The sequence below is a fragment of the Streptomyces sp. NPDC020884 genome (genome assembly GCF_044333935.1).
Classification (GTDB): domain Bacteria; phylum Actinomycetota; class Actinomycetes; order Streptomycetales; family Streptomycetaceae; genus Streptomyces.
Window position 1 is genome coordinate 139,684 of record NZ_JBIRRY010000004.1, and the last position, 17,856, is coordinate 157,539.

Here is a 17,856-nt window from a genome sequence, read left to right on the forward strand (position 1 = left end):
CCCCGTCACCGAGCGCTCCCCGTAAGGCCCGTACCCCTTCGCGGGCAGACAACAGGAGGCATCACATGAGCGACAGCACCCCCCGCACACCTTCGGCCCCCGGGTCCAGCAGGCGCCGGTTCCTGGCGGCCGCCGGGCTGACCGCCGCGGGCGCCGCCCTGGCCGCCGTCCAGGGCAGCGCGGGCGCCGCGCCCGTCCGGCGGCCCGCCGCCGGCGCCTACCGCGTCCCCGTCGAGGACGTCCGCCACACCCGCACCTGGATGGCCTGGCCCGACAGCACCGCGATCTGGGGCCGGGGAACGCTCGCCGGCATCCAGGCCGACATCGCGCTGATCGCCCGGACGATCGCCCGGTACGAGCCGGTCATCATGCTGGCCAACTCGGCGAGCGCGGCCAAGGCGCGCTCCCAGTGCGGCACATCGGTCACCGTCATCAGCTCCATCCCCGTCGACGACTGCTGGATGCGGGACACCGGCCCGGTGTTCCGCACCGACGGAGCCGGCGGCCTCGACGCGGTGGGCCTCAACTTCAACGGCTGGGGCGACAAGCAGGCGCACGCCAAGGACGCGCTGGTCGCCGAGCGGATCGCCGCGTACACCGGCGCACCGTTCACCTACGCCGAGTTCGTCGGTGAGGGCGGCGCCATCGAACAGGACGGCGCGGGAACCCTGATGGCGACCCGCAGCAGCCTGCTCAACCGCAACCGCAACCCCGGAATGTCCGAGCGGACGCTGACGGCCGAGATGTGCGCGGCGTACGGCGCGTCCAAGGTCATCTGGTTCGACGGCGTCTACGGGCAGGACATCACCGACGACCACGTCGACGCCACATCACGCTTCCTCGCCCCGGGCGAGGCCCTCGTCCAGATGCCGCTGTCGAGCGACAACGACGCCTACGCCGAGGACGCCCGACAGCAGCACCGCATCCTCACCGGGTCGACGACCGCCGGGGGCGGTCCGATGGACGTGACACGACTCCAGGGCCCGGACTACGACAGGATCCGCTCCACCGACCCGGACTTCCTCGCCTCGTACGCGAACTACTACCTGTGCAACGACGCCGTCATCTGCGGCCACTTCGGCGACTCCCGCGCGGATGCGGCGGCCAAGGCCGTACTGGCCCGGCTCTACCCCGACCGCACTGTCGAGCAGCTCGACATCGACCGCCTCGGCACGGGAGGCGGCGGTATCCACTGCGTCACCCAGCAGCAGCCCGCGGCGTAGCCCGAGCCGGGTGAAGGCCCGGTAGGGGGCGGCGCGGACCCGGCCCGCGCCGCCCCAGCCCCCACCTCACCGATAGCCCTCCGTAGTCATGCGCAGCGCTCCGTAGCCGTTCACCCCTCCCGTCACGATCCGGTCTCGGACGCGGGAGGGGGTATTGCTTTCCGTCGTGTAATCGATTCCAATCATCCGTGTAATCGATTCCATGGCGTCGCGCCACCGGTCCTGCACCGGCCGCCCCCGGGTATCGAGGTGTACGGAAACCACAAGGAGGTGGTCCGGACATGGCGGGCATCAAAGATGTCGCGGCCGAGGCGGGCGTGTCCGTCGCGACGGTCTCGCGCGTCCTGAACAGCCATCCGTCCGTCAGCGAAGAGGCGCGCACCCGCGTCCTCGCCGCCGTCGAGGCCCTCGGCTACCGGCCCAACGCGGTGGCCCGCTCGCTGCGCACCGCGCAGACCCGCACCCTCGGCCTGGTCATCAGCGACGTGCTCAACCCCTACTTCACCGAGCTGGCCCGCTTCGTCGAGGAGGAGGCCCGCGCACTCGGCTACAGCGTCATCATCGGCAACGCCGACGAGCGGCCCGAGCTCCAGGACCATCACATCCGCACGCTCATCGACCGCAGGATCGACGGGCTCCTCGTCTCGCCCGCCGACGGCGGCTCCCCGCTGATGCGGGACGTCGCCCTGAGCGGCACCCCGATGGTCTTCGTCGACCGCTGGATCCCCGGCATCGACGTCCCCGTCGTCCGGGCCGACGGCACGGGCGCGATCAGGGATCTCGTCGCGCATCTGCACGGACTCGGACACCGCAGGCTCGCCATCATCGCCGGGCCCGCCGCCACCACCACCGGAAACGAGCGCGTCGAGGCCTTCCGGGACGCGCTGCGGGACCTCGGTCTCGCGCTGCCCGCGGCCTATATCGGCCAGGGCGACTTCCAGGCCGCCAGCGGCCGCCGGGTCACCGAAGGCTTTCTGGCCCTGCCCGACCCGCCCGAGGTCGTGTTCGCCGCCGACAACCTGATGGCGCTCGGCGCGCTGGACGCCATCCGGGCCCGCGGGCTGCGGGTTCCCGACGACATCGCGCTGGCCGCCTTCGACGACATCCCGTGGTTCGTCCACACGGACCCGCCGATCACCGCCATCGCCCAGCCGACCGCGGACCTGGCACGGGCCGCCGTGCGCGCGCTGGTCGACCGCATCGAAGGACGGACCCCGCAGTCCGTCACCCTGCCCGCCCGCCTCGTCGTACGCCGCTCGTGCGGCGGGGCCGCAACGAACCAGAGGAGCGACCGGTGAGCGCACCGGAGAGGAAACTGGTGCCCGCACCAGAGGCGTTGCTGCGCATCGAGGGTCTGCGCAAGACCTTCCCCGGCGTGGTGGCGCTCGACAACGTCGACTTCGACCTCCGCGGAGGCGAGGTCCATGTCCTGCTCGGCGAGAACGGCGCGGGCAAGAGCACGCTCATCAAGATGCTCTCCGGCGCCTACCGGCCCGACCGCGGCCGCATCCTGGCCGAGGGCCGCGAGGTGCGCATCGACAACGCGCAGGACGCCGAACGGCTCGGCATCGCCACCATCTACCAGGAGTTCAACCTCGTACCCGACCTCACCGTCGCCGAGAACATCTTCCTGGGCCGCCAGCCGCGCCGCTTCGGGCTCATCGACCACCGGCGCATGCGGGCGGACGCGGCGGAGCTGCTGCGCCGCGTCGGCGTGGACGTACGCCCCGAAGCCAAGGTCCGTGAACTGGGCATCGCCCGGCTCCAGATGGTGGAGATCGCCAAGGCGCTCAGCCTGGACGCCCGCGTGCTGATCATGGACGAGCCGACCGCCGTGCTCACCTCCGAGGAGGTCGACAAGCTCTTCGCGATCGTGCGCCAACTGCGTGAGGACGGCGTGGGGATCGTCTTCATCACCCACCACCTGGAGGAGATCGCCGCTCTCGGCGACCGCGTCACCGTCCTCCGCGACGGCCGCAGCATCGGCCAGGTCCCGGCGTCGGCCTCCGAGGACGAACTCGTCCAGCTCATGGTCGGCCGCAGCATCGAGCAGCAGTACCCACGCGAACGCCCCGACCCGGGCGACGCGTTGCTGTCCGTGCGCGGGCTGACCCGCGACGGCGTCTTCCACGACGTCAGCTTCGACGTGCACGCCGGTGAGGTCGTCGGCCTCGCCGGTCTCGTCGGGGCCGGGCGCACGGAGGTGGCGCGCGCCGTGTTCGGCGCCGACCCCTACGACGCCGGCACCGTCGACGTACGCGGCGAGCGGCTGGCCCGGCACGACGTCCCCGCCGCGATGGGCGCCGGGATCGGCCTCGTACCGGAGGACCGCAAGGGCCAGGGACTGGTCCTGGACGCCTCCGTGCAGGAGAACCTGGGCCTGGTCACCCTGCGGTCCGCGACCCGCTCCGGGCTCGTGGACCTCAAGGGGCAGCGCACGGCCGCCGCCCGGATCGCCCAGCAGCTCGGCGTCCGCATGTCCGGCCTCGGCCAGCACGTGCGCACCCTGTCCGGCGGCAACCAGCAGAAGGTCGTCATCGGCAAGTGGCTGCTGGCCGACACCCGGGTGCTCATCCTCGACGAACCCACCCGGGGCATCGACGTCGGCGCCAAGGTCGAGATCTACCAGCTCATCAACGAGCTCACCGCCTCCGGGCACGCCGTCCTGATGATCTCCAGCGATCTGCCGGAGGTCCTCGGCATGAGCGACCGGGTGCTCGTCATGGCCCAGGGCCGGATCGCCGGGGAACTCCCCGCGGGCGACGCCACGCAGGACGCGGTGATGGCCCTCGCCGTCGGCGCCCCGGCCGCCACCCGGTCCCCGGCCCCCACCGAACAACCCGCCCCGAAGAAGGAAGAGGAGGGCCCCCGTGGCCACTGAGACAGCCAAGAGTGACGCGGGAACGGGCGGCGGAGTCTCCGTGATACGCCGCGTCCTGCTCGACAACGGCGCACTGAGCGCCCTGGTCGTCCTGGTGGTGGCGATGTCGCTGCTCTCCGGCGACTTCCTCACCACCCAGAACCTGCTGAACGTCGGCGTCCAGGCGGCCGTCACCGCCATCCTCGCCTTCGGCGTCACCTTCGTCATCGTCTCGGCGGGCATCGACCTGTCCGTCGGCTCGGTGGCCGCACTCTCCGCGACGGTCCTCGCCTGGTCGGCGACGTCCGCCGGGGTGCCCGTGGTCCTCGCGGTGGTCCTCGCGATCGCCACGGGCATCGCCTGCGGCTTCGTGAACGGCGCTCTCGTCTCGTACGGCAAACTCCCGCCGTTCATCGCGACGTTGGCGATGCTCTCGATCGCCCGGGGCCTCTCCCTCGTCATCTCGCAGGGCAGCCCGATCGCCTTCCCCGAGTCCGTCTCGCGACTCGGCGACACGCTCGGCGGCTGGCTGCCGGTACCGGTCCTCGTGATGATCGCGATGGGACTGATCACCGCGCTGATTCTCGGCCGTACGTTCATCGGCCGCTCGATGTACGCGATCGGCGGCAACGAGGAGGCGGCCCGGCTCTCCGGACTCCGGGTCAAGCGCCAGAAGATCGTCATCTACGCCCTGTCGGGTCTCTTCGCCGCCGTCGCGGGCATCGTCCTGGCCTCGCGCCTCGTCTCCGCCCAGCCGCAGGCGGCCCAGGGGTACGAACTCGACGCCATCGCCGCCGTCGTCATCGGCGGCGCCAGCCTGGCCGGCGGCGTCGGCAAGGCGTCCGGCACCCTGATCGGCGCGCTCATCCTCGCCGTGCTCCGCAACGGGCTCAACCTCCTGTCCGTGTCGGCGTTCTGGCAGCAGGTCGTCATCGGCGTCGTCATCGCGCTGGCCGTGCTGCTCGACACGCTGCGCCGCAAGGCCGGTTCGGGAGCGGCCTCCTCGGCGGGCGCGGCGCCCGGCGCACCCGGCTCCGGACGGCGGAACGCCCTCAAGCTGGGCGGCGCGGCCCTCTGCGTGGCCGTCGTCGTCGGCGGGGTCTCCTTCTTCAACTCCGGTTCCTCCGGCGGCACGACGAAGGTCGGCATGTCCCTCTCCACGCTCAACAACCCCTTCTTCGTGCAGATGAAGGAAGGCGCGCAGGCGGAAGCCCGGAAGGCGGGCATCGACCTCACCGTCACCGACGCCCAGAACGACGCCTCCCAGCAGGCCAACCAGCTCCAGAACTTCACCAGTTCGGGCGTCTCCTCGATCATCGTCAACCCGGTGGACTCGGACGCCGTCGGACCGGGCGTCCGCACCGCCAACAAGGCGGATATCCCCGTGGTCGCCGCCGACCGCGGCGTCAACAAGGCGGACACCGCCACGCTCGTCGCCTCGGACAACGTGGCGGGCGGCAAGCTCGCCGCCGACGCGCTGGCCGACAAGCTCGGCCGCAAGGGCAGCATCGTCATCCTCCAGGGCACGGCGGGCACCTCCGCCAGCCGTGAGCGCGGGGCCGGCTTCGCCGAGGGGCTCAAGGCGTACCCGGACATCAAGGTGGTCGCCAAACAGCCCGCGGACTTCGACCGCACCAAGGGCCTGGACGTCATGACCAACCTCATCCAGTCGCATCCCGGCGTCACCGGCGTCTTCGCCGAGAACGACGAGATGGCGCTCGGCGCGGTCAAGGCGCTCGGCAGCAAGGCCGGGAAGTCCGTCTCGGTCGTCGGCTTCGACGGAACCCCGGACGGCCTCAAGGCGGTCGAGGCCGGCACGCTCTACGCGTCGGTGGCCCAACAGCCCGCCGAACTGGGGAAGATCGCCGTTCAGAACGCCGTGAAGGCCGCGAAGGACGAGGATGTCGAGAGCACGGTGAAGGTGCCGGTCAAGGTGGTCACCCGGGAGAACGTCGCCGACTTCTCCTGACCGTCCCCCGGTTCGTGAACCGGCCTGTCGACCCCGGACCGACGAAAGCAGGAAGCACGCACATGTACGACAACGCCCCCGACGACCGGTACGACCTGCTGGTCGTCGGGTCGGCCAACGCCGACCTGGTGATCGGCGTCGAGCGCCGCCCCGCGCCCGGCGAGACGGTCCTCGGCTCCGACCTGGCCGTCCACCCGGGCGGCAAGGGCGCCAACCAGTCCCTGGCCGCCGCCCGCCTCGGTGCCAGGACGGCTCTGCTCGCCCGGATCGGCGACGACGACCACGGACGCCTGCTGCTGGAGACCCAGCGCGCGGCGGGCGTGGACACGGACGGCGTCCTGGTGGGCGGGGCCCCCACGGGCGTCGCGCTCATCACCGTCGACCCCTCGGGCGACAACAGCATCGTCGTCTCGCCGGGGGCCAACGGACGCCTGACGCCCGAGGACGTCCGGGCGGCGGCCCCGCTGCTGGCGGCCGCCCGGGTCATCTCCGTACAGCTGGAGATTCCGCTGGACACGGTGGCCGAGACGGTACGCGGCCGGGGGCCGGACACCCGCCTCGTCCTCAACCCGTCCCCGCCCGCCCCGCTCCCCGATGAGGTGCTCGCCGCCTGCGATCCGCTGGTGGTCAACGAGCACGAGGCGCGGTACATCCTGGGCGGGGACGCGGGGGAGACCCCGCACGACTGGATCCCGGCGCTGCTCGCGCTCGGCCCGCGCTCGGTCGTGATCACCCTGGGCGACGCCGGGGCCCTGGTGGCGGACCGCCGCACGGACTCCCTGGACCATCTGGTCAGCCCGAAGGTCGAGGCCGTCGACACGACCGGCGCCGGGGACGCGTTCACGGCGGCCCTGGCCTGGCGGCTGGGCCGTGGCGACGAGCTGCGGGAGGCGGCTGCCTTCGCGGTCAGGGTGGGCGCGGCGGCGGTCACGGCGCGCGGGGCGCAGGAGTCGTTCCCGACGCTGGAGGAGGTCGACGCGCTGTGAAGAAGTCGGGCATCCTCAACCGCCACCTGGCGGGCGCCATCGCCGAACTCGGCCACGGCGACGGCGTCCTGATCTGCGACGCCGGCATGCCGATCCCACCCGGCCCCCGCGTCGTCGACCTGGCCTTCCGCGCCGGGACCCCGTCGTTCGCCGAGGTCCTGGACGGTCTGCTCGACGAGCTGGCCGTGGAGGGCGCGACGGCCGCCGAGGAGATCCGCGAGGCCAACCCGGAGGCCGCCGCGCTCCTGGACGGCCACTTCCCCTGGCTGGAACTGGTCCCGCACGACGATCTGAAGGCCCTCACACCGGCCGCCCGCCTGGTCGTACGAACCGGGGAGGCCCGGCCGTACGCGAACGTGCTGCTGCGGTGCGGGGTCTTCTTCTGAGCGGCACGGACGGCGAGCGTACGAGGACGGGTCGCCCCCGACACCGGGGGAGCGGCCCGTCCTCCGCCGTCTCTCCCCTGCCCGCTCAGTCGGCCACGGCATAGCCGCCGAGCGCGGGTTCGAGCAGGTCGAAGGAGCGCTCCGCCTCCTCCGTCAGGACCGCGGCGATCTCGGCGTCGGTCCGCCCGGCGAGGGTCAGCTCCTGGATGCGGCCGAAGAGCACGCGGTGCACCCCGCCGAGCAGGGCCGCCACCGTACGCGGCGTGATGTCCCCGGCCCCCGGCCCCGTCGCCCCGGCCCCCGTCGCCCTGGCCAGCACCTCGGCCAGGGCTTCCTCCCGACGGTCGTGCAGCCCGCGCAGGCAGGCCGTGAGGGTGGGGCTGTCCGCGATCATCCGCGTGAACTCCGGCCCGGCGAACCCGGCGACCGGATCCTGCGCGGCCACGGAGGCGAGGAAGGCGCGACGCAGCGCCATCAGGGCGCACTCGCCGGACGCCCGCGAGACCACGGTGTCCGCGAGGCTCGCGGCGAACACGTCCTGATGGTCGAGGGCCATGTCCTCCTTGCGCGCGAAGTAGTTGGTCACCGTCTTCTTGGCGACCCGGGCCGCTTCGGCGATCTCCGCGATGGTGGTGTGCTCGAAGCCCTGCTCCATGAAGAGCCGGGTGGCCTGGTCGGAGATCAGCTGGCGGGTCTCCCGCTTCTTGGACTCCCGGAGGCCCACCGCCTCGGCATCGCCTGCGTGGTTGCTCATGAAAGAAGTTTACGTCGGTGGTAATGATTTGTTGACCATCGAGGTGCGCTCGGGCTAAAGTTACGTCCAGCGTAAAAATCATCCCGCCGCGTCAGGCAAGGAGCCCCCGTGTACATCACCGCCTCCACCGTCTCCCTCACCGTCGACGACGTCGCCGCGTCCAGGGCGTTCTTCACCGAGCACCTGGGCTACCAGGAGGCGGTGGCCACCGAGGACTTCGCCTCCCTCGCCCGCGAGGACGCAGCCGTCGACATCGTCCTGCTGCGCCGCGGCATCGACGTCCTGCCGGCCGACCAGCGCGACCGGCACGCCTCCGGGCTCATCCTCGCCTTCACGCTCACCGGCCTGGAGGCCGAGGAGAAGCGGCTGCGCACCGCGGGCGTCGAGATCACCCTGCCGCTGCGCGAAGAGCCCTGGGGGGAGCGCCTCTTCCAGGTCACCGACCCCAACGGCGTGATCGTCCAGTTCGTCGAGTGGGTCACGCCTGCCGAGGGGTGACCCGACTCCGGTGAGATGAAGGGAAAGTCCAGGAGGGAGAGCAGGAGGGCGAGTTCGAGGGCGAGAACAATCCTGGCGCATCCCCGTCGCGGCGAGCTATGCTCTCCACGATGAATCACTCCATGAACAGATTGGGGGACCCGTCCGCGCAAGGTGAGTGCTGATGCTCACTCACATCGCGAATCGGGATTCCCGCACAAGTCACCCGTCCGTTTCCGCCGGATCCACCTCTCTGTCCTTCTGGCCGCGTGTACGCGAGTTCGCTGTACCGGCCACCATGATCGAGACGGCGACCGCCCGCCGACAGGCCGGCGACTGGTCCGGCGCATGCGCCGCAGCCGGCGTCGACGTGGACCTCCAACTCCGCGCCGTGGCACGTGCCCACGGACCGGAAGTCGCCGCCCGCATCCGGGCGGACCTTCGCCATCTGGCCCCCGACCTGCTGCGCTGGCACCTGCCGAGGATCGCCCCCCACGGCCTGCTGCGCCCGGGGCTGACCGTCGCGCTGGCCCGCTACGACCTGCCGGAGCACGACCGCCCCGGCCCGCTGTATCTGGTCGTCCGGACCCCGCCGGCCTGGGCCGATGCCGGGCAGCGGATCAGCCTGACGCTGTGGCACGGGTCGTACGCCGTGCCGGGCGTCCGCGGCCACCCTCATCCCCACCCCCATCCGAGCCGCCGCTTCCGCCTCGATCTGCACCGGCACCTGTGGGATGCGCGCAGGACCGATGAGCTGCGGATCCGCTCCGGGCTCGACGACCGGCCGGCCGGCCGGGCCGCCGAGGCCTTCGACCCGGACCTGTGGTCCGCCGTGCCGCCCGACCGGCGCTGTGCCGTCGACCGTTGGGCGGCGGAGGCGGCGATCCTGCTCCGCGCCGAAGGCCGGGGGCCGGACGGCACGGTGAGCGTGCGGTTGGGTGGCCGGCATCGCCTCCTCCTGCGCCTGGATACGGGCGAGAACCACCAGGGGACGCCGGTCGCGCGGATCGCGGCGGGGACCACGGACCCGGGTGCGGCCGCCAGGTCACCGGTGCTGCCCGACGCGGCGACGTGGGTGCTGCCCGATCTCGACCTGATCCGTTCCGGTTCGATCGAGGCCGGTCAGCTGCACCCGCTGGTCGCTCGGGCCCTTCTGCCGGAGCTGCCGCCGGCGGACCCCGCCCCGGCCCGCTCGCGGACCGCCGAACCGGCAGGACAGCCACGCCTCGTGGCGTGCCGGGGAGAGCGGCACCGGATCGGACTCGTCGACGGGGCCCTCGCTCCGCTGGACCACGACCCGGCCGAGGTCCGCCGCGAAGAGCTGCTGGTCGCCCTGACCGGCACGCCGCTGCCCTGCCTCCAGGCCATCGACGAGGCGCACCGCCGGCCGGACTGCCTGACCGGCGTCCGTGAACGTCTCGACCACGGAGACATCGCCGGTGCGCTGGCCGTCGTCGAAGGCCTGCTCGGCCCCGACGCGGTGCTGCGCAACGGCCCTCTGCGGGACGAACTGGAGGCCGCCGCGCGACGGCGGATCACCTATGGGCTGTTCCGGGCCGACCTGTTCGGGCCCGGCCCCGTCCACTTCCGCCCGGCCCTCGACCACCCCATGGCCCGCGCTCCGCGACAGCGCCGCAACGCCGTCCGCTGATCCGGCGGGTGAGAGGGCGATGCCCCTCACACCCCCCGCCCGTCACCACGCGTCACCACCACCCGCCCGTCATCACGCGCCATCACCCTCCCCGTAACCACGCGCCATCCTCCCGGCACTCGCCCGTGCCCCTTGGCCCTCTCACATACCTCAGGTGATCACCCATGCTCTCGAACGCTCCGTCCGCCCTGCCCACGGACTCCGCCCCCAACGCCCAACTCGCCGTCGCCGGCGATCTGATGGCCCTGCTCCGGGACACCACCACCGAGCCGCGCCCCGACACCCAACTGGAGGCGCTGACGCTGGCGGTCGCCGCCGACCTGCCCGTACTCCTGTGGGGCGAGCCCGGGATCGGCAAGACCGCCGCCCTCACCCAGCTCGCCGCCTCCCTGGACCTGCCGCTCACCACGGTCATCGCCAGCGTGCACGAGCCGTCCGACTTCTCCGGACTGCCCATCGTCGGGGACGACCCCGCCGAGCAGGGCGTCCCGATGGCCCCGCCGGACTGGGCCGTTCGTCTCGTACGCGCAGGGCGGGGGCTGTTGTTCCTCGACGAACTGTCCACCGCGCCGCCCGCCGTGCAGGCCGCGCTGCTCCGCCTCGTACTGGAGCGGCGCATCGGCGCACTCCAACTCCCGCCCGGTGTACGGATCGTGGCTGCCGCCAACCCGCGCTCCTCGGCGGCCGACGGCTGGGAGCTGAGCCCCCCGCTGGCCAACCGCTTCGTCCACCTCCAGTGGGCCCACGACCACGAGGTCGTCGTCCGCGGACTCGCCGGGACCTGGCCGCGTGCGACCCTGCCGCAGCTCGACCCCGAGAAGCTGTCCGACGCCGTGGACCTCGCCCGCCGCGCCGTGTGCGGGCTCCTCTCCGCCCGTCCCACCCTCGTCCACCGGCTGCCGAGTACGGAGACCCGTCGGGGCGGCCCGTGGCCGTCGCCGCGCAGCTGGGACATGACCCTGTGCCTGATCGCCTTCGCGACCGCCGCCGGATCCTCCAAGGAGGTGCTGTCCCTGCTGGTCCGGGGCACGGTCGGGGACGGCCCTGGGCTGGAGCTGCTGGCCAGTCTGGACCGGATGGACCTTCCGGACCCCGAGCTGCTGCTCGCCGACCCGGCGGGCGCCGTCCTGCCCGAGCGCGGAGATCTCCGGCAGGCAGCGCTCGACGGCGTCGTCGCGGCGGTCCGCAACCGCCCGGACCGGGCCCGTTGGGACGCCGCGTGGGCGCTCCTCGTCCGGGCGCTGGAGACCGGAGCCCCGGACCTGGTGGTCGTCCCCGCGACCACGCTCGCCGCGCTGCGGCAGGAGGACTGGGACGTACCGGCGGCCATCGAGGATCTCGCCGGAGTGGTGTCCCTGTCCCAGCGGGCGGACCGCGCGGCGGACCGGGTGGCCCGCGTCGGGGCGAAGGCGGGCCGATGACCGAGGACGCTACGCCGCCGCCGCCGCCGCCTCCTCCGGGCGGGCCCAGCACGACCTCACCCGCGACTCCAGAGGCGACTCCGGAGGCGACTCCACACCCGACCACGGAGGCGACTTCGCCCGCGCCGATGGCGCTCGACCGGGACAAGCTCTTCGCCGCCCGCCTCCAGGCCGCCCGCGCCCGCCCCTATCTGGCGACGGCCCTGTTCGCCCTGCACACCGTGGAGTCGTGGCGGGTGCCGACGATGGGCGTCGACCGGTACTGGCGGTGCTACGTCTCGCCCGCCTTCGTGGCCCGGACCCCGGTGGAGGAGCTGGCCGGGGTCTGGGTCCACGAGGTCTCGCACCTGCTCCGCGACCATCACGGGCGCAGCGACCGGGTCGCCCGGCAGCGCGGGCTGACCGGCCCGGGGGACCGGCTGCGGATGAACATCGCCGCGGACTGCGAGATCAACGACGATGTGTACGGCGACGGCCTCGCCCGGCCGAAGGGCGTGGTCTATCCGTCGACACTGCGGCTGCCGCCCGGCGAACTGATGGAGGACTACTTGCGCCAGTTCCGACTCGGCCCCCGGACCCAGGACCTCGCCTGGCTCGACTGCGGGAGCGGCGCCGACGGGCTCGACAGGGAATGGGAGCTGGGGCCCGAGGGGGCGGACGGGCTCAGCGCCCAGGAGCAGGACGCGGTCCGCTTCCGGGTGGCGCAGGGCATCAACGGCCGTCCGGGGAACGCCTCGAAGGGGTGGAAGCGGTGGGCGGAGGAGGCGTTCCACCCTCCCCAGCCGTGGCGGGATCTGCTGGGCGCCGCCGTCCGCTCGGCGGCTTCGAGCGGCGGCGCGGGGGAGGACTACTCCTACGGCCGCCCCTCGCGGCGCTCCGCCGGACTGCCCGGCGTCGTCCTGCCGAGCCTGCGCCGCAGGCCGCCCCGGGTCTCCGTGGTCATCGACACCTCCGGCTCGGTCAGCGACGCCGAACTGGGCAGCGCCCTCCTGGAAGTCGCCGCCATCTCCCGTGCGGTGGGCGGCCGCCGCGACCTGGTCACCGTCCTCGCGTGCGACGCGGCGACCAGGGTCGTGCATCCGCTGTGCCAGGCCGAGGGCATCCCGCTGGTGGGAGGGGGCGGCACGGATCTGCGGACAGGCTTCGCCAAGGCGCTGCGGTCCCATCCCCGCCCCGACGCCATCGTGATCCTGACCGACGGCCAGACACCGTGGCCCGCGACGCAACCGGCGTGCCGGACGGTCGTCGGCCTGTTCCCGCGGCAGCGCAGGAGCGGGTCCTCCATCGAGGACAACCCCGACTACGTTCCGGACAGGCCGCCGGCCTGGGCGCGGGTGGTGGAGATCGGCTGACTCAGGCGCCTGCTGCGGAGCCCGCAACACCCGCACGGCATGCGGCACATGGGCCCGATCTCACGGGCGTACGGGCGTACGGAGGTACGGACGTGGCGGCCGGATGGATCACACCTGCCCCACCAGCTCCGCGAGCGCCCCGGCCAGTGCGTCGAGCCCCGGTCCCGCCGGTCCGCCCGGCTCGCTCATATAGGTGTCGCGGCGGATCTCGATCATCAGGGCGGTGACCCGGCGGTCCGTTCCGTAGTGCCGAAGAGGGACGTACGTACCGGCGAACGGGGTGTCGCGCCCGATGCCGTCATGACCGACGCGGCCGCCGAACGCCGCCTCGGCCGCCGCGAGGAGTTCCGGCGGGGTGTGGAAGGGGTCGGTGCCCAGGCAGACGGGCGGGCGGGAGCCGGTGCCGTGGAGCTCGTAGGGGAGGGGCGCGGTCGGGTACGAGTGGACGTCGATGATCACCGCGCGGCCCGCGGCGGCGATCCGCGCCTCGACCGCCGCCGTCATCGCGTCGGCGTACGGGTGGAAGTACGCCTCCAGCAGAGGGCCGGGGTCGGTGCCCGGTGGGCGGAGCTGTTCGCGGTGGGTGGTGCGGGTGTAGACGGCGCCCATGCCGACGGCGAGCATCTCCTCCCGCTCGTCCGGGAAGCGCTCCGGGTCGACGACCAGCCGGGAGTGGTGGTTGACGAAGCGCCACGGGGCGGACGGGGCGGCCGCCGCCGCTGCGGCGGCCAGTTCGGCGGTGTGGGCGTCGGTGATGTGGTCGAGCTCGCGCTCCAGGTCCGCATCGTCCAACGTGATTCCCTCGCGCACCTGTTGGGGGAGGTGGCGGGATCCGTGCGGTACGTGCAGGAGGACCGGTGAGTCGACAGCTCCCGGGATGAGGGTGAACGGCTGCTGCGGATCACTCACGGGTACTCCTTCGGTGTGCTTCGTACGTTCCCGCACCAGCATCCCGGACCGGCCCCGGACCGTGCCGGGCGGCCTGTCCGTTCTTCTGGCGCCCCGTCACCGTGCAGGTCCAGCGGCTACCGTTGATCCTCGTGGTCGGTCGCGACGGTGCCCGGGAGGGGTGCACCGGGCGAACCGACGGGAACAGGGGGCGCACCGCATGCTGGATCCCATATCGATGGCCGCCATCACGGCGGTCCTCGGCGCCGTCGGATCGGGCGTGGCGAGCGAGGCCGGCAAGTGGGCCTGGGAAACCGCCGGCGGGCTGGTGCGGCGGATGGCCGGACGGGAAGTCGTCGCACCGACCCGGCCCGAGGACCGGGACGCCGTCGCGCGGATCATCCACGACAGCGTGCGCGACGACCCCGAACTCGCCCGGACGTGGAGCGCGTTCGCCCGCACCGTGCAGACCACCGGGGCGACGATCGGGCGGCCCCGGCTGCCCGCCTCCGTACGCTTCTTCACCGACCGCGAATCGGCGATGAAGCTGCTCGACCGCGAGGCGGGCCGCAAGGCGGACGGGCGCCCCCGGGTCGCCCTTCTGCACGGGGACGACTCCATGGGCACCAGCGCCCTCGCCGTGCACTGGGGCTGGCGCGCGGAGCACCTGTTCCCGGACGGGCAGCTCTACGTGGACCTCGGCCGCCGCGGCGCGGGCAGCGGGCGCACCGCCGGCAGCGCCCTGCGGGAACTGCTGCGCCAACTCGGCCTGCACGAAGGGCAGATCCCACCCTCGGAGGCGGAGCGCATCGATGCCTTCCGCCGTATCGTCGCGGACCGCAAGCTGCTCCTCGTCCTCGATCACGCCCGCTCCGCCGCGCAGATCGCACCGCTGCTCACCTCCGCCCCCTCCGTCCTCACGCTGGTCGTCGCCCGGCGTCCGTTCCCGGGTCTCGACGCGTTCCCGGTGCCCGTCGGGCCCCTCCGCGACCGGGACGCGGCGCGCCTGCTCACGAAGATCGTGGGCAAGGAGGTCATGCGCTCGGCCCGTGCGACGCTGCCCGCCGTGCTGGCACGCTGCGGCGGTTCGCCGTACGCCCTGCGCGCCGCCGCACCCCGGCTCCTCGACGCCGGGCCGCTCCCCGCGGCCCCGCCACCCCCTCATGAACCGACGGGAGGTCTCACGGTGAGCGACAGCGACCCCATGCGCACGGCCGCGGAGGACGCCTACCGGCTGCTGCAGCCGGACGCGGCCCGGCTGTACCGCCTCATGGGGCTACGGCCCTGGCCCGCCTTCGACGCGGAGGCGGCGGCACGGGTCGCGGGCATCGACGCCGACGCCGCCGAGGAGCTGCTCGGCGGGCTGACCGACGTGCTGCTGCTGGAGCACACGGACAACGGCCGCTACCGCTACCGGCCGTCCGTCCGCGCCCACGCGGCGGAAGCGGCCTACCGCCAGGAGGGCATCGGCGGCTGCTCGGCCGCCACGACCCGGGCCGTGGACCACTACCTGCGGCTGTCGGTGACGGCGGCGCGGGCCGCGCTCCCGGAGAGCTGGCGGGTGCCGGACGCCCTGGCCGAGGGTCCGGGCGACGTCGGCCTGGGGCGGGGGGACGCCGTGGCGCGGCTCGCCGTCGAACTGCCCAACCTCGTCGAAGCCGTCGCGACCGCCGAGGAGTTCGGAAAGCCGGACACGGTGCTGACGCTCTGCCGGGCCCTGTGGCCGCTCCAGCTCAAGGCGGGCCACCACGAGGCGGTGCTCCCGGCTCTGCGGATCGGGACAGCGGTCGCCGACGACCAGGTCCCCGGCAGCCGGGCCGCAGGGGCACTGCACGCTCAACTGGCTCATACCCTGGGTGAGTTGCAGCTCTGGGACGAGGCCGGTGCGGAAGCGGCGGCGGCCGCGCGCGACGAGCGGGCGGCCGGGCACACCCGCGGGCTGGCCTCCGCCGTCGAGTTCCTCGGCCTGCTGCGGCTGCGGCAGTGGCGCTTCCAGGACGCCCACGACTGCTTCGAGGAGGCGTACGCCGTTCTCGGCGGCATCGGCCCCGACGGCGAAGGCGCGGCGGACGTCCCCCGGGCGCGCGCCCTGCTGGAACGCCACCGGGGCCGCGCGCTGCGGGGGCTGGGGCGGCTGGACGAGGCCCAGGCGCAGGTGGAGCGTGCGCTGGCCGCCTTCCGGGCGAACGGCGAGGCCTACAACACCGCTCGGGCCCTCACGGATCTCGCCGAGGTCCTGCTGGCCCGCGAGGAGCCCGCCGCCGCGCTGCCGCTCGTCGACGAGGCGATCAGGATCCTGTCCGAGGAGAACGCCGACCAGCACGTGGAGCATCTGCGCCGTTTGCGCGGTCGGTGCTCGGGTCCGCGGGAGTAGCGCGGGGGGCCTGCCGCGTTCCGCTCGACCCGGTGTCGTCCGCCTCCGCCGTGATCACCACGGGGTGCGCGGTGCTGCCCGTGCGGACGGTCAGGCCGTCCGCCATCAGCGCGGCCCTCGGCCTCCCCGCCGCGAGCCAGGCGTGCACCGCCGACGCGTACGCCGCCGGGTCCGCGTCGGCCTCCGCTCCGGCGGTGAGCCGGAGCAGAGCTCCGTCGCGGGTCCGCACGACGCAGGACGAGGGTCCCGTGACGTACGCCGCGAGCGCGCAGTGCGGGTGGCGGGCCAGCACCTCGGCGGTCCACCGGCCGGGCGGGCCGAGCCGGGGGTCGTCCGGGGAGCCCGCCCGGAAAATGACGTCGGCCAGGCCGAGTTGCCCCGGATCTCGGGTGTCCTCGTGCACGGCGAGATGGCCGTCCCCCGCGCCCGCCGGCTCCCGGACGGGATCGGCGTACCGGGTCACGGCGACCTCCGCCCCGGTGTGCAAGCGCGTCAGCACACGCAGGGGAGCCGTCCGGGGGGCGGGTTCCGGGGCGGGCAGCGGCAGGGGTACGAGCAGGGCCCGGCCCGGCGGCTCGGGGGCTGCCATCAGCTCGTAGAAGACGCGCCTCAGCCGTACCGCCGCCTCGCCGGGCACCGAGGAGGTGAAGCGCATCGGACCCGCCTGCGGGGTGTGGTTCTCGACCAGCGCGTCCACCTGGCCGCGCAGCGGCGACCGGGCGTCGAGTCCCGGCGCGGTGCGGATGAAGCCGGCGATGGGGGCATCGGGGTCGAGGCCCCCCAGGGGCGCGGCCCCGAGGAGTACGGGGGTGCCGAGCGCGGCGGCGTAATAGGTGACGGAACCGTGGTCCCCGATGACCAGGTCGGCCGCGACGAGCGCCTGCCGCCAGTCCTCCAACGGGTCGATCAGCGCCAGGCCACAGCGCCTGGCCCGGTCCAGCCAGGCCCGGATCTGGCCGGGGCCGTGACCGTGCCAGATGTTGGGGTGGAGGACGGCGGCGATGCGGTACTCGTCGGCGGGAAGTTCCGATGTGAGCCGGGGGAGCAGTGCGGGCAGTACGTCGTCGCCGGACCCGCCGCCCTCGCCGTCCTCACCTCCGTCGCCCAGCAGCGACTGCGGACTCCAGGTCGAGTTGAGCAGCACGAGACGCTGGCCGCGCCCGACACCGAGCGCCCTGCGGAACCGGTCGCGGTAGGGGCGGGCCGCCAGCATCCGGTCGAAGCAGGGGTCGCCCGCGAGTACGGCGGTGGGCAGCGCCTCCGGGCAGGCGGCGGCCAGCCGGTCGAACTGTTCGGGGTGCGAGAGGACGAGGGCGTCGGCGAGGGGAACGCCGTCCGAGAGCAGCCAGTCCGGAGCGAGCCCGAAGACGGGGGGAGGAGCATCCCGGGACACCGCGTCCACATCCGGCCCGGCCCCCGGCCCCGATCCGGTGCTAGGTGCTCGGTGCTCGGTGCTCGGTGCTCGGTGCTCGGTGCTCGGTGCTCGGTGCTCGGTGCTCGGTGCTCGGTGCTCGG

Annotated in this window: 14 protein-coding genes; 11 read left to right on the forward strand and 3 right to left on the reverse strand. The window is 73.4% G+C overall.

The window, feature by feature from the left end; all coding sequences use genetic code 11:
* The first annotated feature begins 65 nt into the window (after positions 1-65).
* From ACH4UK_RS14870 to rbsD, 6 genes are all read left to right on the forward strand, one after another.
* Complete coding sequence (locus ACH4UK_RS14870; RefSeq protein WP_398356449.1) at positions 66-1,223, forward strand: agmatine/peptidylarginine deiminase; 1,158 nt, start codon at positions 66-68, stop codon at positions 1,221-1,223.
* Positions 1,224-1,504: 281 nt separating this feature from the next.
* Positions 1,505-2,521, forward strand: a complete 1,017-nt coding sequence (locus tag ACH4UK_RS14875) for a LacI family DNA-binding transcriptional regulator (protein ID WP_398356450.1) — start codon at positions 1,505-1,507, stop codon at positions 2,519-2,521.
* Entirely contained in the window at positions 2,518-4,104 is a 1,587-nt protein-coding gene (locus ACH4UK_RS14880; RefSeq protein WP_398356451.1) for a sugar ABC transporter ATP-binding protein, read from the forward strand. The genes ACH4UK_RS14875 and ACH4UK_RS14880 overlap by 4 nt, the downstream gene beginning before the upstream one ends.
* Complete coding sequence (locus ACH4UK_RS14885; protein WP_398356452.1) at positions 4,094-6,052, forward strand: substrate-binding domain-containing protein; 1,959 nt, start codon at positions 4,094-4,096, stop codon at positions 6,050-6,052. Before ACH4UK_RS14880 ends, ACH4UK_RS14885 begins: the two co-directional genes overlap by 11 nt.
* 62 nt (positions 6,053-6,114) lie before the next feature.
* Positions 6,115-7,038 carry a ribokinase gene (locus tag ACH4UK_RS14890; protein ID WP_398356453.1) on the forward strand — a complete coding sequence of 308 codons (924 nt, stop codon included), beginning with the start codon at positions 6,115-6,117 and terminating at the stop codon, positions 7,036-7,038.
* Positions 7,035-7,424: a D-ribose pyranase gene (gene rbsD, locus ACH4UK_RS14895; RefSeq protein WP_398356454.1), complete on the forward strand. Its 390-nt coding sequence runs from the start codon at positions 7,035-7,037 to the stop codon at positions 7,422-7,424. Before ACH4UK_RS14890 ends, rbsD begins: the two co-directional genes overlap by 4 nt.
* 85 nt (positions 7,425-7,509) lie before the next feature.
* Here the strand turns inward: rbsD and ACH4UK_RS14900 are convergent, their stop codons facing one another.
* On the reverse strand, positions 7,510-8,178 hold the full coding sequence (locus ACH4UK_RS14900; protein WP_398356455.1) for a TetR/AcrR family transcriptional regulator: 669 nt from the start codon (positions 8,176-8,178) through the stop codon (positions 7,510-7,512).
* A 108-nt stretch (positions 8,179-8,286) separates the two neighbouring features.
* Between ACH4UK_RS14900 and ACH4UK_RS14905 the strand changes: the two genes are divergently transcribed.
* The 4 genes from ACH4UK_RS14905 (at position 8,287) to ACH4UK_RS14920 (ending at position 13,079) form a co-directional block, all read left to right on the forward strand.
* On the forward strand, positions 8,287-8,676 hold the full coding sequence (locus tag ACH4UK_RS14905; protein ID WP_398356456.1) for a VOC family protein: 390 nt from the start codon (positions 8,287-8,289) through the stop codon (positions 8,674-8,676).
* 163 nt (positions 8,677-8,839) lie between these two features.
* Entirely contained in the window at positions 8,840-10,306 is a 1,467-nt protein-coding gene (locus ACH4UK_RS14910; protein ID WP_398356457.1) for a hypothetical protein, read from the forward strand.
* A gap of 164 nt (positions 10,307-10,470) precedes the next feature.
* Positions 10,471-11,727, forward strand: a complete 1,257-nt coding sequence (locus tag ACH4UK_RS14915; protein ID WP_398356458.1) for an AAA family ATPase — start codon at positions 10,471-10,473, stop codon at positions 11,725-11,727.
* Positions 11,728-11,855: 128 nt separating this feature from the next.
* Positions 11,856-13,079 carry a VWA-like domain-containing protein gene (locus tag ACH4UK_RS14920; RefSeq protein WP_398356981.1) on the forward strand — a complete coding sequence of 408 codons (1,224 nt, stop codon included), beginning with the start codon at positions 11,856-11,858 and terminating at the stop codon, positions 13,077-13,079.
* A 108-nt stretch (positions 13,080-13,187) separates the two neighbouring features.
* On the opposite strand, the gene ACH4UK_RS14925 is transcribed toward ACH4UK_RS14920, so the two are convergent.
* The gene (locus ACH4UK_RS14925) at positions 13,188-13,988 is read right to left on the reverse strand and encodes an N-formylglutamate amidohydrolase (RefSeq protein ID WP_398356459.1); all 801 of its coding nucleotides are present in this window, start codon (positions 13,986-13,988) and stop codon (positions 13,188-13,190) included.
* Between the two features lie 199 nt (positions 13,989-14,187).
* On the opposite strand from ACH4UK_RS14925, the gene ACH4UK_RS14930 reads away from it, so the two are divergent.
* Positions 14,188-16,341 carry a tetratricopeptide repeat protein gene (locus ACH4UK_RS14930; protein ID WP_398356460.1) on the forward strand — a complete coding sequence of 718 codons (2,154 nt, stop codon included), beginning with the start codon at positions 14,188-14,190 and terminating at the stop codon, positions 16,339-16,341.
* Here the strand turns inward: ACH4UK_RS14930 and ACH4UK_RS14935 are convergent.
* A complete protein-coding gene (locus tag ACH4UK_RS14935; RefSeq protein WP_398356983.1) occupies positions 16,256-17,554 on the reverse strand; it encodes a hypothetical protein in 1,299 nt (432 codons plus the stop codon). The two genes, ACH4UK_RS14930 and ACH4UK_RS14935, sit on opposite strands and share 86 nt — an antisense overlap.
* Positions 17,555-17,856 lie beyond the last annotated feature (302 nt).

Coding starts and splice junctions, on each gene's coding strand:
- ACH4UK_RS14870 (WP_398356449.1), top strand. CDS start 66: ATGAGCGACAGCACCCCCCGCACACCTTCGGCCCCCGGGTCCAGCAGG.
- ACH4UK_RS14875 (WP_398356450.1), top strand. CDS start 1,505: ATGGCGGGCATCAAAGATGTCGCGGCCGAGGCGGGCGTGTCCGTCGCG.
- ACH4UK_RS14890 (WP_398356453.1), top strand. CDS start 6,115: ATGTACGACAACGCCCCCGACGACCGGTACGACCTGCTGGTCGTCGGG.
- ACH4UK_RS14900 (WP_398356455.1), bottom strand. CDS start 8,178: ATGAGCAACCACGCAGGCGATGCCGAGGCGGTGGGCCTCCGGGAGTCC.
- ACH4UK_RS14910 (WP_398356457.1), top strand. CDS start 8,840: ATGCTCACTCACATCGCGAATCGGGATTCCCGCACAAGTCACCCGTCC.
- ACH4UK_RS14915 (WP_398356458.1), top strand. CDS start 10,471: ATGCTCTCGAACGCTCCGTCCGCCCTGCCCACGGACTCCGCCCCCAAC.
- ACH4UK_RS14920 (WP_398356981.1), top strand. CDS start 11,856: ATGGCGCTCGACCGGGACAAGCTCTTCGCCGCCCGCCTCCAGGCCGCC.
- ACH4UK_RS14930 (WP_398356460.1), top strand. CDS start 14,188: ATGCTGGATCCCATATCGATGGCCGCCATCACGGCGGTCCTCGGCGCC.
- ACH4UK_RS14935 (WP_398356983.1), bottom strand. CDS start 17,554: ATGCTGGCGGCCCGCCCCTACCGCGACCGGTTCCGCAGGGCGCTCGGT.